The 14,568-nt window shown below is 64.2% G+C and carries 12 protein-coding genes; 9 read left to right on the top strand and 3 right to left on the bottom strand.

Annotation, left to right across the window (positions count from 1 at the left end; all coding sequences use genetic code 11):
* The first annotated feature begins 14 nt into the window (after positions 1-14).
* The 7 genes from ABVQ20_RS17980 (at position 15) to ABVQ20_RS17950 (ending at position 9,138) form a co-directional block, all read left to right on the top strand.
* On the top strand, positions 15-800 hold the full coding sequence (locus ABVQ20_RS17980; RefSeq protein WP_354460847.1) for an ABC transporter ATP-binding protein: 786 nt from the start codon (positions 15-17) through the stop codon (positions 798-800).
* Positions 793-3,000, top strand: coding sequence for an ABC transporter permease (locus ABVQ20_RS17975; protein WP_354460846.1), 2,208 nt, complete (start codon positions 793-795; stop codon positions 2,998-3,000). The genes ABVQ20_RS17980 and ABVQ20_RS17975 overlap by 8 nt, the downstream gene beginning before the upstream one ends.
* 78 nt (positions 3,001-3,078) lie before the next feature.
* On the top strand, positions 3,079-5,265 hold the full coding sequence (locus tag ABVQ20_RS17970; RefSeq protein ID WP_354460845.1) for a flotillin domain-containing protein: 2,187 nt from the start codon (positions 3,079-3,081) through the stop codon (positions 5,263-5,265).
* A gap of 219 nt (positions 5,266-5,484) precedes the next feature.
* Positions 5,485-5,922, top strand: a complete 438-nt coding sequence (locus ABVQ20_RS17965; protein WP_354460844.1) for an SRPBCC family protein — start codon at positions 5,485-5,487, stop codon at positions 5,920-5,922.
* Positions 5,922-7,442, top strand: a complete 1,521-nt coding sequence (locus ABVQ20_RS17960) for an SRPBCC family protein (RefSeq protein WP_354460843.1) — start codon at positions 5,922-5,924, stop codon at positions 7,440-7,442. The genes ABVQ20_RS17965 and ABVQ20_RS17960 overlap by 1 nt, the downstream gene beginning before the upstream one ends.
* Before the next feature lie 138 nt (positions 7,443-7,580).
* A complete protein-coding gene (locus tag ABVQ20_RS17955) occupies positions 7,581-7,847 on the top strand; it encodes a BrnA antitoxin family protein (RefSeq protein ID WP_354460842.1) in 267 nt (88 codons plus the stop codon).
* A 187-nt stretch (positions 7,848-8,034) separates the two neighbouring features.
* Positions 8,035-9,138, top strand: coding sequence for a hypothetical protein (locus ABVQ20_RS17950; protein WP_354460841.1), 1,104 nt, complete (start codon positions 8,035-8,037; stop codon positions 9,136-9,138).
* A 61-nt stretch (positions 9,139-9,199) separates the two neighbouring features.
* Here ABVQ20_RS17950 and ABVQ20_RS17945 read toward each other — a convergent pair whose 3' ends face one another.
* Together ABVQ20_RS17945 and ABVQ20_RS17940 are read right to left on the bottom strand one after the other, a co-directional pair.
* Positions 9,200-10,801: a cisplatin damage response ATP-dependent DNA ligase gene (locus ABVQ20_RS17945; protein WP_354460840.1), complete on the bottom strand. Its 1,602-nt coding sequence runs from the start codon at positions 10,799-10,801 to the stop codon at positions 9,200-9,202.
* A gap of 244 nt (positions 10,802-11,045) precedes the next feature.
* Entirely contained in the window at positions 11,046-12,056 is a 1,011-nt protein-coding gene (locus ABVQ20_RS17940; RefSeq protein ID WP_354460839.1) for a ligase-associated DNA damage response exonuclease, read from the bottom strand.
* 105 nt (positions 12,057-12,161) lie between these two features.
* Here ABVQ20_RS17940 and ABVQ20_RS17935 point away from each other — a divergent pair, with 105 nt between their 5' ends.
* Together ABVQ20_RS17935 and ABVQ20_RS17930 are read left to right on the top strand one after the other, a co-directional pair.
* Complete coding sequence (locus tag ABVQ20_RS17935) at positions 12,162-13,103, top strand: methyltransferase domain-containing protein (RefSeq protein WP_354460838.1); 942 nt, start codon at positions 12,162-12,164, stop codon at positions 13,101-13,103.
* 107 nt (positions 13,104-13,210) lie between these two features.
* Positions 13,211-13,573 (top strand): hypothetical protein, encoded by a 363-nt coding sequence (locus tag ABVQ20_RS17930; protein WP_354460837.1) that lies wholly within the window; start codon positions 13,211-13,213, stop codon positions 13,571-13,573.
* Between the two features lie 29 nt (positions 13,574-13,602).
* On the opposite strand, the gene ABVQ20_RS17925 is transcribed toward ABVQ20_RS17930, so the two are convergent.
* Positions 13,603-14,544 (bottom strand): 2-hydroxyacid dehydrogenase, encoded by a 942-nt coding sequence (locus tag ABVQ20_RS17925; protein WP_354462205.1) that lies wholly within the window; start codon positions 14,542-14,544, stop codon positions 13,603-13,605.
* Between the last annotated feature and the right edge of the window lie 24 nt (positions 14,545-14,568).

Below are 14,568 nucleotides of genomic sequence, written 5' to 3'. Positions count from 1 at the left end.
GAGCGTAGCCGCCAGTGACCGAAAGCCTCGCAACCAATCGTCTTCAAAGCACCGGCGCTTATGCGCTGGAGCTCGATGGTGTTGCGCGGCATTTCGGGGCGCTGGTGGCGCTCTCCGGCATCAATATGAGGATCGCGGCCGGCGAGCGGCGCGCGGTCCTCGGCTCCAACGGCGCCGGCAAGACCACGCTGTTCAACGCCGTGACCGGCGACTTCCTGCCGACGGCCGGGCGCATCCGCTTCTTCGGCGAGGACATCACCGACCTGCCGCCGCATGAGCGCATCCGGCGCGGCCTGCGGCGCACCTACCAGATCTCGCAACTGTTCAAGGGCTTGTCCGTCCTTGATTCCATCTTCCTCGCCTGTCGCGGCGTGTCGCGCCGGCGGTTTTCGCTGCTGCGCCCAAGGACCACCGACGTGAACATGGTGCAGGCGGAATCGATCCTGAACGCGGTGCATCTCGAAGCCTATCGCGACACGCTGGTGGCGACGCTCAGCCACGGCCAGCAGCGGCAGCTCGAGATCGCGCTGGCGCTGGCCGGCGCGCCGCGTTTCATCCTGTTCGACGAACCCGCTGCCGGCCTGTCGCCGACCGAGCGGCGCGACCTGGTGGCGATCCTCAACGGCCTGCCCAAGCATATCGGCTATGTTATCATCGAGCACGACCTCGACGTGGCGCTGCGCGTGTCGGAATATGTCTCGATGATGCACAATGGCCGCCTGTTCAAGGAAGGCACGCCGCAGGAGATCGAGGCCGATCCCGAGGTCCAGGAAATCTACCTTGGAGGCAAGCATGGCTGAACGCCCAGCACCTTCAGGCAAGGCAGTCCTCAAGATAGAGGACCTGCAGGTCTACTATGGCGAGAGCCATGCGCTGCAGGGTGTGTCGCTGACACTGGAAAGCGGTGTGCTGTCGGTCGTTGGCCGCAACGGCATGGGCAAGACGACGCTGTGCAACACCATCACCGGGCTGAAGCGGGCGCAATCGGGATCGATCCGGGTCAACGGCCGCGAAATCTCATCGCTCGAACCGCACGAGATACATCGCCTCGGCGTCGGCTATGTGCCGCAGGGCCGTCGCGTCTGGCCGAGCCTGACCGTTGACGAGCATCTGCGTCTGGCCGCCGGCAACCGGCGCGACGCAAGCTGGACGGTCGAGCGCATCTACCAGACCTTTCCGCGCCTCGCCGAACGCCGCAGCAATGGCGGCTCGCAGCTGTCGGGCGGCGAGCAGCAGATGCTGGCGATTTCCCGCGCGCTGCTGAGCGATCCGAAACTGCTGGTGATGGACGAGCCGACGGAGGGGCTGGCTCCCATCATCGTCGAGCAGGTCGAGCGCATGCTGGTGACGCTGGCCGAGGAAGGCGAGATGGCGATCCTCGTCATCGAACAGAACATCGGCGTCGCGACAGCCGTGTCCGATCGCGTCGCGATCATGGTCAACGGACGCATCAACCGCATCATGGAAGCCTCGGCGCTTGCCGCCGACCGGGAATTGCAGCAGCGCCTGCTCGGTGTCGGCCGCCATTCCGACGAGCCGGCCGTGACCCCCGCGGCGGCGGCCCAGGCGCAGGAGCAACTGGCCGAGGTCTATCGCATCGACCGAGGGGCGCGGGACAGCAGCCCGCAAGACGGCATCTACCGTCCGGTGACCGACCTGCCGAACCGCTGGAATGTGCCGGTCACGGCCATGCGCCAGGCGGCGGTCGACAAGACAGCGCCTCGGGACGACCTGAAAAAGATCTTCGCCATTCCGTTTGCCGAACGCATCGGCAGGACCGTACTCGTCGCAGGCACCTTCGACACCAAGGGCAAGGAATTGCGCTTTATCGCCGATCGGCTGAAATCCTTGGGCATTCCGGTCCGCACGGTTGACCTGTCGACTTCCGGCAAACCGTCGAGCGCCGACGTACCCGCCATGCAGGTGGCCAGCATGCACGCGCGCGGCGCCTCCGCCGTCATGTCCGGCGATCGCGGCGGCTCGGTGGCGGCGATGGCCGAGGCCTTCGCGCGCTGGATCGAACGCGAGCCGCGCATCGGCGGCGTCATCTCGGCCGGCGGCTCCGGCGGCACCACGCTGGCGACGGCCGGCATGCGCGTCCTGCCTGTCGGCATCCCCAAGCTGATGGTCTCGACGGTGGCAGCCGGCGATGTCGCCAAATATGTCGGCGGCGCCGACATCATGATGTTCCATTCGGTCGCCGATGTTCAGGGCCTGAACTCGATCACCGAAGCCGTGCTCGGCAATGCCGCCCATGCGATGGCCGGCATGATCGCGCAATTGCCGACCGGCGAGGCCTGGGAGGCAAAGCGCAAGCTGGCGCGCCCGGCCGTCGGCATCACCATGTTCGGCGTCACCACGCCGGCGGTGCAGGCGGTCACGAAGCGGCTTGAAGCGGACTACGACTGCCTCGTCTTTCACGCCACCGGCATTGGCGGTCGGGCCATGGAAAATCTTGGCGACTCACGGCTGCTCTCCGCCTTCCTTGACCTCACCACCACCGAGGTGGCCGACATGATCGTTGGCGGCGTCTTCCCTGCTACCGACGACCGCTTTGGCGCGGCGATCCGTACGGGCCTGCCCTATGTCGGCTCGACCGGCGCGCTGGACATGGTCAATTTCGGCCCGCGCGACAGCGTGCCGGAGAAGTTCCGCAGCCGTAAATTCGTTGTCCACAATCCGAACGTCACGCTGATGCGTACCACCCGCGACGAGAACCGGGCGTTCGGCGAATGGATCGGTGCACGCCTCAACGCGATGAACGGCCCGGTCCGCTTTCTTTTGCCGGAAGGCGGTGTGTCTATGCTCGACGCGCCCGGCCAGCCGTTCCACGATCCGGAAGCCGACAATGCGCTGTTCGAAGCGATCGAGAAGACCGTGCGCCCGACATCGCAGCGTGTCGTCCAGCGCGTCCGCGCGAATATCAACGACATGCCTTTCGTCGATGCGGTGATCAACGCGTTCCACGCCATCACGCCGAAGCTGCAGAGGCGCGCATGATGGCGTTGAGCGAACGGATTTATGAATTTGATGCGGGTCGCCTCTGGCTGACCGCATCCTGTCTGGGAGGGTAGAAAAATGGACGCGCAGATCTTTGGCGCTTTCCTGTTGTGGCTGATCATCGCCGCGGTCGTCGTGGTCATCGCGGTCTACATCCTGCGATGGCTCTACCGCCGCTCGACCAAGGAGACGGCGTTCGTGCGCACCGGCTTCATGGGCGAGAAGGTGGTGGTGAATGGCGGCGCCTTCGTCATTCCGGTGCTGCATGAGATCACGCCGGTCAACATGAACGTGCTGCGCATCGAGGTGCGCCGCGAAGATGGTTTTGCGCTGATCACACGGAACCGCATGCGCGTCGATCTGATCGCCGAGTTCTTCGTCCGCGTCGGCGCCAGCCGCGAACTGGTCGCCGCCGCCGCCCAGACGCTCGGCCGCCGCACGCTGCAGCCCGACAGCCTGCGTGAACTGCTCGAAGGCAAGTTTGCCGGCGCCTTGCGCACCGTCGCCGCGCAGATGACGCTTGAGGAGATGCATGAACTACGCGGCGACTATGCCGCCAAGGTGCGCAGGCTGGCCGAGGAATCGCTGGCCGCCAACGGGCTTGAACTGGAAAGCGTCGCCATCGTCGATCTCGACCAGACCAGCCTTGAGTACTTCGACCCGTCCAACGCCTTCGACGCCGAAGGCCTCACGCAGCTGACGGAATCCATCGAGACCCGGCGCCGCATGCGCAACGAGATCGAGCAGCGCACGCTGGTCGACATCCGCAACCAGAACCTTGATACGCAGCGCAAGGTGCTGGAGATCGATCGCGACAGCGAATATGCGCGCCTTGAACAGGAGCGCGAAGTCGAGATCCGCCGCGCCGCGCAGCGTTCTGAACTCGCCATCGATCGTGCGCTGCGCGACCAGGAGTCCGAACAGGCACAGCTTTCGTCACGCGAAGCCGTCGAGAAATCGCGCCTCAACCAGGAGCGCAACATCACCGAGGAGCGCATCAGGAGCGAGGAAGACACCCAGCGCCGCGAGATCACGCGCCGCCGTTCGCTCGACGAGACCGAGATGAAGATGCGCGAGCTGACCGAGCGCGAGCAGATCGCGCTGGAATTGTCGCTGGAGAAGGCCCGTATCGAGCGCGAAGGCGCGCAGAGCCAGCTCGAGATCGAGCGCAGGAAGTTGCTCGAGGTGGCGGAACTGGAACGGCAGATCGCGCTGGCCGAAAAAGCGCTGGAGGTGACAAAAGCCGAGGCGGAGAAACGCCGCGCCGAGATCGTCGAGAACCAGGCGACGGAGACGGCGCGGATCGCACAGGATCGCGCCATCGACGAGGTCAGGATTGCACGCGAGCGTCACCTCGAGGCACTGCAGATCGCCAAGCGCCAGGCCTTCGAGGAGGCCGAGATTTCGGCCGGCGAGGAGGTCGAGCGCGCCCGCATCACCACCGAGCGCGGCATCGAGGAAGCCCGCCTGATCAAGGACCGCGACATCAGGCAGCTTGGCGTCGATCGCGACCAGAGGATCGAGATCGCCGAGATCCAGAAGGCCATCGACATCGCCAAGAAGACGCAGGAGCGTTCCTCCGCGATCGCGGCTTCGGAAGCCGTTCGCGCCAAGGCCGTCCAGGCCGAGGAACAGGCCTTCACCGCTCGCGAACGCGAGATCGCCGAGCGCCGCAAGCTGACCGACCTGATTGGTGCTGCCCGCGAAGCCGAGCGTGAAGCCTTGCGCATCACATCCGCCGCCGATGCCGAGATGAAGGCGGCGAAAAGCCTTGCCGAAGCGCAGAAGATCGCCGCCGTGGCCTCCGCCGAGTCGGAGAAGATACATGCCCTGGCCGCGGCCCAGCGCTACGAGGTCGACGCCGCCGGTCATCGCCAGCTCAACGAGGCCGAGAACCTGCTCTCCGACGAGGCGCGCGCCGGTCGCTTGCGTGGCAAACTGCTCGACCACATGGAGGGCATCATCCGCGAAAGCGTCAAGCCGATGGAGAAGATCGAGGGCATCAAGATCCTGCATGTCGACGGCATCAACGGCGGCCAGGGCGGCAACCGCAACGTCACCGACGAGGTGATCGATTCCGCGCTGCGCTACCGCGTGCAGGCGCCGATGATCGACAATCTGATGAAGGAGATCGGCATCGAGGGCGGCTCGCTCGGCCGCATGACCGATGTGCTGCGCGACGCCAAGGACATTTCCAGCCTGACCCGCGACAAGAAGGGCAAGGGCAAGACCGCCAAGGACGACGATGACGATCGCGATCACTGAGACGGTCGTGTTCCTGCGCGCGCCCCTCTGTCCTGCCGGACATCTCCCCCTCAAGGGGGGAGATCGGCCGTCATCGACGGGTTCAATAGTCTCCAAATTCGGAATGTCGGAGCTGATGGAAGTCTTGGCAATCTCCCCCCTTGAGGGGGAGATGTCCGGCAGGACAGAGGGGGGTATGCTTGGAAGCAACCTCTGCCATTCCGCCATCGGCATGCGATCATGACCAAAGTCTATGTCTCCACGATGATCGGTGCGCCTGCCGCCGAAGTGTGGAAGGTCGTGCGCAATTTCAACGGCCTGCCGAACTGGGCGCCGTTCGTTGCCGAGAGCCGGATCGAGCAGAATGCGCCGGCCGACCAGATCGGCTGCATCCGCAGTTTCACGCTCCAGGGCGGCGGACGCATCCGTGAAAAACTGCTGGCGCTGTCTGACTATGACCTGTCCTGCAGCTACGCGATCCTCGAAAGCCCGATGGGCGTGGAGAATTACGTCTCCACTCTGTCGCTGACGCCGGTGACTGACGGCAATACGACATTCGCCGAATGGCAGGCCGAGTTCGACTGCGCCCCCGAGCGCGAAGCCGCTTTGATGCAGCAGATCGGGACCGGCGTGTTCCAGGCATCGTTCACCGCGCTCAAGCAGCGTTTCAGGGGCTGATGGTCAAGGTCCGCCAGAGCACCATCATCGATGCGCCGATCGATGACGTCTGGGCCATCCTGCGCGATTTCAACAGCCATGAACGCTGGCACCCGGCAATCGCTTTCAGCGAGATCGAGGGCGGCGACCCCGTTGATGCGGTCGGAGCGGTCCGGCATTTCAGGCTGTCCGATGGCGGCGAATTGCGCGAGCAGTTGCTGGCGCTGTCCGACAAGGACCGGCGGCTGAGCTATTGCCTGCTCGAGGCACCCTTGCCGCTGATGGGCTATGTCGCATCGGTCCGGCTGAAGCCGGTGACCGACGGCGACGCCACGTTCTGGGAATGGTCTTGCGAATTCCAGCCGCCCGCGCACCGGCGCGACGAACTGGTCAAGCTGGTCACCGAAGGCATCTACCAGGCCGGTTTTGCGGCTGTTCGTGGACTATTGCGGCGCCAGACCGTGGCCGCACCCGTTGAAGTCAGACCACCAAGGACGATCGTCGCCCCGATGCCATCCGCAAGCACGCCGCGCGTGGTGCCACCGATCGCGTCCAGCCACGCTGAACGGACCAAAGCGATGCTTGTCGAGCGCCATGGCGGGCCGGAAGTCCTTCAATTCACGGACATCGGATTGCCGCCCCCCGGACCCAACGAAGTGCGGATTCGCCATACCTTGATCGGCGTCAACTTCATCGACGTGTACTGCCGCACCGGCCACTTCGATCTCCTGCAGCCGCCGGGCGTGCTTGGCATGGAAGCGGCCGGTGTCATCGAAGCCATCGGTCCTGAGGTTTTGGGCTTTTCGGTCGGTGACCGCGTCGCTTATGCCTGTCCACCGGTCGGCGCCTATGCCGAGCGGCGCAACATGGCGCCCCAACTGCTGGTTCATCTCTCCGACGATGTTTCGGATGAAATTGCCGCCGCCGGCCTGCTCAAGGGCGTTACCGCGAGTTTCCTGCTGCATGACGTCCATGCGGTGCGCCCCGGTTCCGTCGTTCTCATCCACGCCGCCGCGGGCGGCGTCGGCCAGTTGCTAGTGCAGTGGGCCCGCCATCTCGGCGCGACGGTCATCGCCACCGTATCGAGCGACGACAAGGCGCGCATTGTCGAGAGGTTGGGGGCGCATCACGTCATCGTCTATTCGCGCGAGAATTTCGCCGAGGCGGTCATGCGTCTGACCAACGGCGCGGGTGCCGATGTCGCCTATGACGCGGTCGGCAATGACACATTCGGCGGTTCGCTGGCGGCACTCGGCATTCGCGGTCACCTCGTCAGCTTCGGTCAGGCTTCCGGCCCGGTCGGCAATTGGGACATCGGCCGGTTCTCGTCGAAATCGATCACTATCTCGCGCCCGAACTATGCCCACTACACCGACACGCCGGAAAAGCTCGCGCCGCACGTCGACCGCTTCTTCGCGGCGTTGCGGCAGGGGGTGGTCAGGGTCGAGCGGCCGACACGATATCCTCTCTCGCAGGCAGCCGACGCTCACCGCGATCTCGAGTCACGGCGCACGACCGGGGCCTTGGTGCTGACGGTTTGAGGCGTAGCCGGAGCTCGCGGCTCACGAGGTGGGCTTGGTTGAAACAGGTCAATCGTGGAAAGCCTGCGCTTCGGTCTGTGCGCGGGCACGAGATGGGCTATTGTACACCTTCTCGCTCCCATCCAGTCAGGACACCCCATGGTCAATCCGCCGCGTCGCCCCACCAATCCGATGGCTGCCGCCGAGGCCGCCTTCAAGCCGATCAAGAAGCCGGCGCCGACACCGGTTCGTCAGGCATCGGCTACTCCGAATGTCAGGGAGTTGGTCTCGATCAGGATCGACCGGGCTGTGCTGGATTATTTCCAGGAGGATGGGCCGGGCTGGCAGGATCGCATCAACGATGCGTTGCGGCAGCTGGTTGCCGGGAAGCCGGCCGTGCCCGGCGATGGCTCGAATGACGATTGAGGTATGAGCACGCCGCGGACCGCACCACGGGAAAATCGGCGGGATAAGTCCGTTTCTTCGCCGGAAAATCCCGGAAATTGCCTTTGATTTCATCGGCAAGGCAGAATGCGGCCGCTCGCCCGTTGATTGATTGGTCGCCTGCGGCTAACGATCATGTGATGTAAGCGAACGTGCAGAGGGAATTCGCTTGGACGCGATCGAAAAAGCGATCCGCAACGCCCTGGAAAAGGGCAATGCCGACGACCGGGCGTTTCGCGAAAAGGTCTATCGCTCGGCCTTCGCCGCGCTTGACCGCGCGCTGCAGGCCAATCCGAACGTCACGGTGGAAGTCGCCATCAAGCGCCGCAAGGCGGTGCAGGCCAAGATCGCCGAAATCGAATCCGAATATCTTCCGGCTGTTCCCGGCGGCACAGAGCAAGCGCAAGGCGGTGCGCCAGCGATAGAGCTATCGGGCAACGGCGGAGCAGCTCCCGTGCCATCGATTGCCGTTGGCCCCGATGCGCCGCATTCACGCGTGCTGCCGGTCGTTCCCGACATCATGCCCGACGCCGTCCTTCCCGGCTCGCCCGCCGATATGTCCGCTTCGGCAGGAGTCGCGGCCGAGGTGGCCCCTGACCGTGACGAGCGGCGGATAAGAGGGCGCCGCTTGCCGCTGACCGCCATCTTCCTCGGCGTGACGCTGCTCGCCGCTGTCGGCATCGGCCTGTTCTTCGCCATGCAGACCGGCGTCTTCAAGACCCAGGCGCAGCTTGACACGGCTCCGCCCGAAGCACCCCCGACAGTGAGCGGCGACGATTTCACGCCGCCGGCCAACAGTGGTTCGCCGCAAAAGCCGGGCGCCCCGGATCAGTCGCGGGACTGGATCAATGTGTTTTCACCGGCCGATGCATCGCATGTCAGCGCGCCTTCGGATGCCAAGGCCGATGTGATGAAGGACGACACGGGGTCGTTCCTGCGCATACGTTCGGGCACATCCGGCTCGGCCATAAGCTTCGACGTCGGGCAAGGCATATTGGAGAAGCTCGCCGGCAAGCACGCCGTGTTCGACATCATCGCCCGCTCCGAGGAAGGCAAGGAGACGCAGATCTCCGTCGACTGCAATTTTGGGGAACTCGGTGATTGCGGCCGCAAGCGCTATGCGGTCGGCCAGCAGCGCAACGAATATCTGTTCGACGTGCCGTTTGCCGACAAGCATCCCGGTGCCGCCGGCACCATTGCCATCAATTCCGACTTCGACAAGCAGGGCAAGGCGGTCGACATCTACGAAATCCGCGTCTCGATCGCCCAGTAAGAGTATCGGACCCAAAAGTGGAGGCCGGTTTTGGGACAATCCGATACTCAAACAAGAAGGTCTAGCGATCGAGCAGTGCCTGCAAGGTCTCGATGCGGTCTGCCTCATTCGACGGCTTGTCCCAGCGCAGCCGTGAAATGCGTGGAAAGCGCATGGCAACGCCGGATTTGTGCCGTGTCGATCGGTTGAGGCCTTCGAATGCCACTTCCAGCACAAGACCGTTCTTGCGGTCGGCCCGCACCGAGCGGACCGGGCCAAAGCGCTCGATCGTATTGTCGCGGACATACTTGTCGATCTGCTTCAGTTCCTCGTCGGTGAAGCCGAAATAAGCCTTGCCGACCGGCACCAGTTCCTCCGCGCCTTCCGGACCGGACCAGACGCCGAACGTATAGTCCGAATAGAAGCTCGAACGCTTGCCGTGGCCGCGCTGGGCATACATCAGCACCGCGTCGACCGTATGCGGATCGCGCTTCCACTTGAACCAGGGGCCCTTGGGACGGCCAGCGAGATAGGGCGAGTCCCAGCGCTTCAGCATCACGCCCTCGATGATCGGGTGCGGTGGCGCCCGGCGCAGTTCCTCCAGCATATGCCAGTCGTCGAAGGCAACGAAGGGCGACAGGTCGAAGCGGCTTGGTTCCAGCGTTTTCACGAAGCTCTCCAGGCGGTAGCGCCGCTCGCGGAAGGGCAGGCCGCGCAAATCCTCGCCGCCGAGCTGCAACAGGTCGTAGCAGCGCATGAAGGCCGGGTATTGCTGCTGCATCTTCGGCGTCACCGTCTTGCGGTTCAGCCGCTGCTGCAGGTCAGAGAAGGTTCCCGCCGCCTCTCGGGGGTCACCGACCAGCAGCTCGCCATCGAGCGTGGCGTCGAAAGTCATGGCCTCGGCAAGATCGGGAAAAGCGCCCGAAACGTCGTCGCCGGTGCGCGAGTAGAGCCGTCGGACACCGCCTTCGGAAACCGCCTGCACGCGGATGCCATCCCATTTCCACTCGGCGGCATAGTCGGCGGGATCGAGTTTTTCGAGGTCGCCATCGCCAACTGGGTTGGACAGCATCACCGGGCTGAACAGGGCGAGTGCCGTCTTCCGTGGCTTCTCCGCCTTGCCTTCCAGCCAGGCAAAAAGCTCGGCATAGGGCGGCGTCAGCCCGTGCCAGAGCTCCTCGATCTCGGCGACATCGACCTTGCCGAAATCCGCCAGCGCCTGTTTCGCCAGCCGCGCCGAAACGCCGATGCGCAGGCCGCCTGTGACCAGTTTGATGATGGCGAAGCGGGCCGAGATGCCGGCGCTGTCGAGCAACCGGGCCAGCACCTTCGGCCCATCGGAGCGGCTGGCCGCCTGCAGCTTGCCGACGACCTCGCCAAGCGTCGGCACGCGGTTGGGGATGGCCTCCGGCGCCTGCGGCCAGACCAGCGAGACGGTCTCGGCGAGGTCACCGACATAGTCGTAGGAATAGCCGAACAGCACCGGGTCCATCCGCTCGGCGACGAGGGCCCTGAGCATGGCAGGCTTGACCGCCGCGATGTTGAGGTCGCCGGTGATCGCGGCCAGCGCCAGCCCGCGATCCGGATCCTCGACACTGCGGAAATAGTCGGTCAGCAGCGTCAGCTTGCCGTTGCGCGACGGCGTCAGCACGAGGCGGTCGAGGAGCTCGGCGAAGCGGTTCATAAGGATATGGGCCGCGATAGTGGACGAGGTTTGCGTTCTGTGGCGCGCCCCTCTGTCCTACCGGACATCTCTCCCACAAGGGGGGAGATCGGATGTCGCGCCGGCTTTCGCCAATCACCAGCGTTGAAGGATGGGCGGCAAGCAAGAAACTGCCAATCTCCCTCCAAGTGGGGGAGATGTCCGGCAGGACAGAGGGGCGCGCCGTAGAACGCTGCTCCGGCGATTGTTGGATCAAAGATCGCCATCAATCGCCCTCGTCCTCATACCCCACCAGGTGCAGCGGCCGGGCGGCGATGCCCTCAAGCTCGCACCAGCGCACCAGCGCTTCCTCGCGGCCATGCGTCACCCATATCTCGTCCGCGCCTGTCTCCTTGATCGTCGTCGTCAGCTCACCCCAGTCGGAATGGTCGGATATGATCAGCGGCAGCTCGACGCCGCCTTGCTTGGCGCGCTGGCGGATGCGCATCCAGCCGGATGCAAAGCACGAGATCGGATCGGGAAAGCGCCGCGCCCAGCGGTCGGCGAAGGCCGATGGCGGGCCGACGACGATGGCGCCGGCAAAGTCCTCCTTGCCGCCGGTCTCGATGGTTGCCGGTTCCAGTGTGCCGAGGTCGATGCCCTGGCTCTGGTAGTAGTCGCTGAGCTTCGCCAGCGCGCCGTGGATATAGATCGGCCGGTCGTAGCCGGCATCGCGCAGCAGCCGCATGACGCGCTGCGCCTTGCCCAGCGCATAGGCGCCGACCAGATGCGCGCGTTCAGGAAATTGCGCTGTGGATTTCAGCAGGCGGGCGATTTCCTCCGTGTCGGGCGGATGACGGAACACCGGCAGGCCGAAGGTCGCCTCGGTGATGAACACGTCGCATTTGACCGGCTCGAACGGCAGGCACGTGGCGTCCTTCTGGCGCTTGTAGTCGCCGGACGCCACGATGCGCATGCCCTGGTTTTCCACCGCGATCTGCGCCGAGCCCAGCACATGACCGGCCGGATGGAAGGTCACGGTGACATCGTTCAGCGCGATCGTCTCGCCGAGACTGGCCGCTTGCGTCGCGCCGGCAAAACCCTCGCCGTAGCGCAGGGCCATGATGTCCAGCGTTTGTCGCGTCGCCAGCACCGAACGATGGCCCGAGCGGGCATGATCGGAATGGCCGTGCGTGATCAGCGCGCGGTTGACCGGTCGCACCGGGTCGATGAAGAAATCGCCGGGCGGGCAATAAAGGCCTTCGGGCCGGGGGTGAAGCAGGTCGCTGGCGCGCATGTTTGCAAGATAGGCATGAATTGCGGCGCGGGAAGCCTGTTGTAAGTCTCTGCTGACTCCAGCATACACACCATCCCGGCTGAATCCGCCGGCGGAACCACTGCCATGAAGCCGCTTCAGGCCTCGTCCGGCGACTTGAACGCCGATCGTCGCGCCGACTATGCCGAGATGCTCCATGCATCGGGCGACCATGCGGCGGCGGCTGAGCTGCTGCTTGGCGCCATGGAAATGGTGCCGCAATGGGCGATGGGCTGGTATCGCCTTGGCGAGATGCAGGAGACGGCGGGCGCGCTCGATCTCGCGGCGCAGGCCTGGGCAATATCGCTGAAGCTCGATCCGACGGATCGCCAGGGCGCCGCGCTCAAGCTGCAATTGATCGGCAGGGAGCCGGCAACAGGAGCGCCGCCCAGCGCCTTTGTCGAAACGCTGTTCGACCACTATGCCGAAAGCTTCGATGACGCTCTGGTCGAGAAGCTTGGCTACCGGGTGCCCGAATTTCTCGAAGAGGCCATTCGGGCCGCCAGGCCGGGCCGCTTCGGCCTGGTGCTCGATCTCGGCTGCGGTACGGGGCTGATGGGTGAAAGGCTGCGGCCTATTGCCGACCGGCTTGAGGGTGTCGACATCTCCGCCAGAATGCTCGGGAAGGCTCGGGCAAAGAACATCTACGATGTCCTCGCCAAGGCCAATTTGCAGGACTTTGCCCATGCGGGCAACAAGGCCGACCTGGTGACCGCGGCCGATGTCTTCATCTATGTCGGCGCGCTCGACGGTGTGGTGAAGAATGTCGCGGCGATATTTGCTGACGACGGGTTGTTTGCGTTCTCGGTCGAGAAGCTCAGCGATGCGGGAGTGGACGGTGATTTCGCATTGCAACCGTCGCGTCGCTATGCGCATTCGCAGGCCTATGTGTGCCGGGTACTCGCCGACAAAGGTTTTTCGATCCTGTCACTGGAAACGAAGATCATCCGGCAGGATCGACGCCAGGCGGTCGAGGGGCTGGTCGTGGTCGCGGCACTGTCTTCGTCGTTGGTGGAAACGGATGCATGAACAGGTTTTTTCGCTTCGCGTCGAACGACCATTGCGGTGACTGCGAAAAAGCCCGATTCTTGAACCCCGACTGACACCAACGAACGCGCGTTGATATGGAGCACCCCATGCGTTGGAACATGATGGTCTTGGCATCCTGCCTGGCAGTGGCCGGCTGCATGGAGAATTCGTTGGCGGAAAGGCAGGATGCGAACGTCCAATCGTCGCTGCAATACGATACGGTCCCTTGCGATCAGCTGCTGGCTCAGCGTAATGGCCTGGCGCAGCAATATCACCTGTCACCGCAGACCGCGAAGCCGACCTTCTCCAACCCTGCGATGGGCTTTGGCCCGTTCATGATGGACACACGTTCGAAGAACCAACGCGACGCCGAAGCGGCCAGCGGCAAGATCGACGCCATGAACCGTTCGATCACCCGCCGTGAATGCGACAAGCCGGCCAAGCAGACCAAGCTGACGCTGCCTGGCTAAGTCAAGCTGCCTGGCTAAGTCTTGCGGCGCTAATAACCCGCGTTGCGGTCCACCAGGTTTTCCAGCTTCTCGCCACGCTCGAAGGCGTCCATCTGGCGCAGCATGCTCGGTACGAGATGCGCGGGGTCGGAGGTCGCCGCCGCGTGCGGCGTGACGAAAATCTTCGGATGGCCCCATAGCGGGCTGGTCTTGGGCAGCGGCTCGACCTCGAACACGTCGAGGCTCGCCTCCTTCAAGGTGCCATCGTCCAGTGCGCGCGCAATGTCGGCATCCTTCTGCAGGCGGCCACGCCCGGCATTGATCAGCACCGAACCGCCAAGGCCGTTGCGTTTTCTGAGCTCCTTCAGCAGCCCGTAGTTGATCAGACCCTGCGTATTGGGAGTCAGGGGCAGCAGCACAACCAGAATGTCGGTGGCATTGAGGAAGGGCTTCAATCCGGCCTCGCCGGCAAAGGTCGAAACGCCAGCCATCGGCTTATCGCCGCGCGCCCAGCCATTGACCTTGAAGCCAAGGGACAACAAGACAGAAGCTGCGGCGCGCCCGAGCGTGCCGAAGCCCATGATGCCGACCGATATGTCGCCGGCGGGCGGCTGTGGCGGATCATGCCATGCCTTCTTCTTCTGCTGTAAACGGTAGAGCAGGCCCTGGCGGTGATGATCGAGCACCCGCCAGACGACATATTCAGTCATGTACTGGGTGAGATTGTCGGCAACGACCTTCACGATCGGCACCTTTGGCAGGCCTGGATCGGCGAAGATATGATCGACGCCGGCGCCGATCGAGAAGATGGCGCGCAGATTGGGCAGCGACGACAAGAGGTTCGGCCGCTGCTTCCACACCACCGCGTAGGTGATCGACGGGTCCTTGGCGCCGTCCGGCTCCAGCACCACGTCGCGCTCCGCCGACAGCAATTCGTGCCAGCGTTGCGGGTGAAAGCCTGTCACGGCGAGCAGGATGCGGCCTTTTTCCATTGCGGTCTTCTGTTCCATTACATG

The sequence above is a fragment of the Mesorhizobium shangrilense genome, assembly GCF_040537815.1.
Lineage (GTDB): Bacteria > Pseudomonadota > Alphaproteobacteria > Rhizobiales > Rhizobiaceae > Mesorhizobium > Mesorhizobium shangrilense.
The sequence above is the reverse complement of the archived record's forward strand: the minus strand, read 5'-3'. Positions and strand labels throughout refer to the sequence as shown.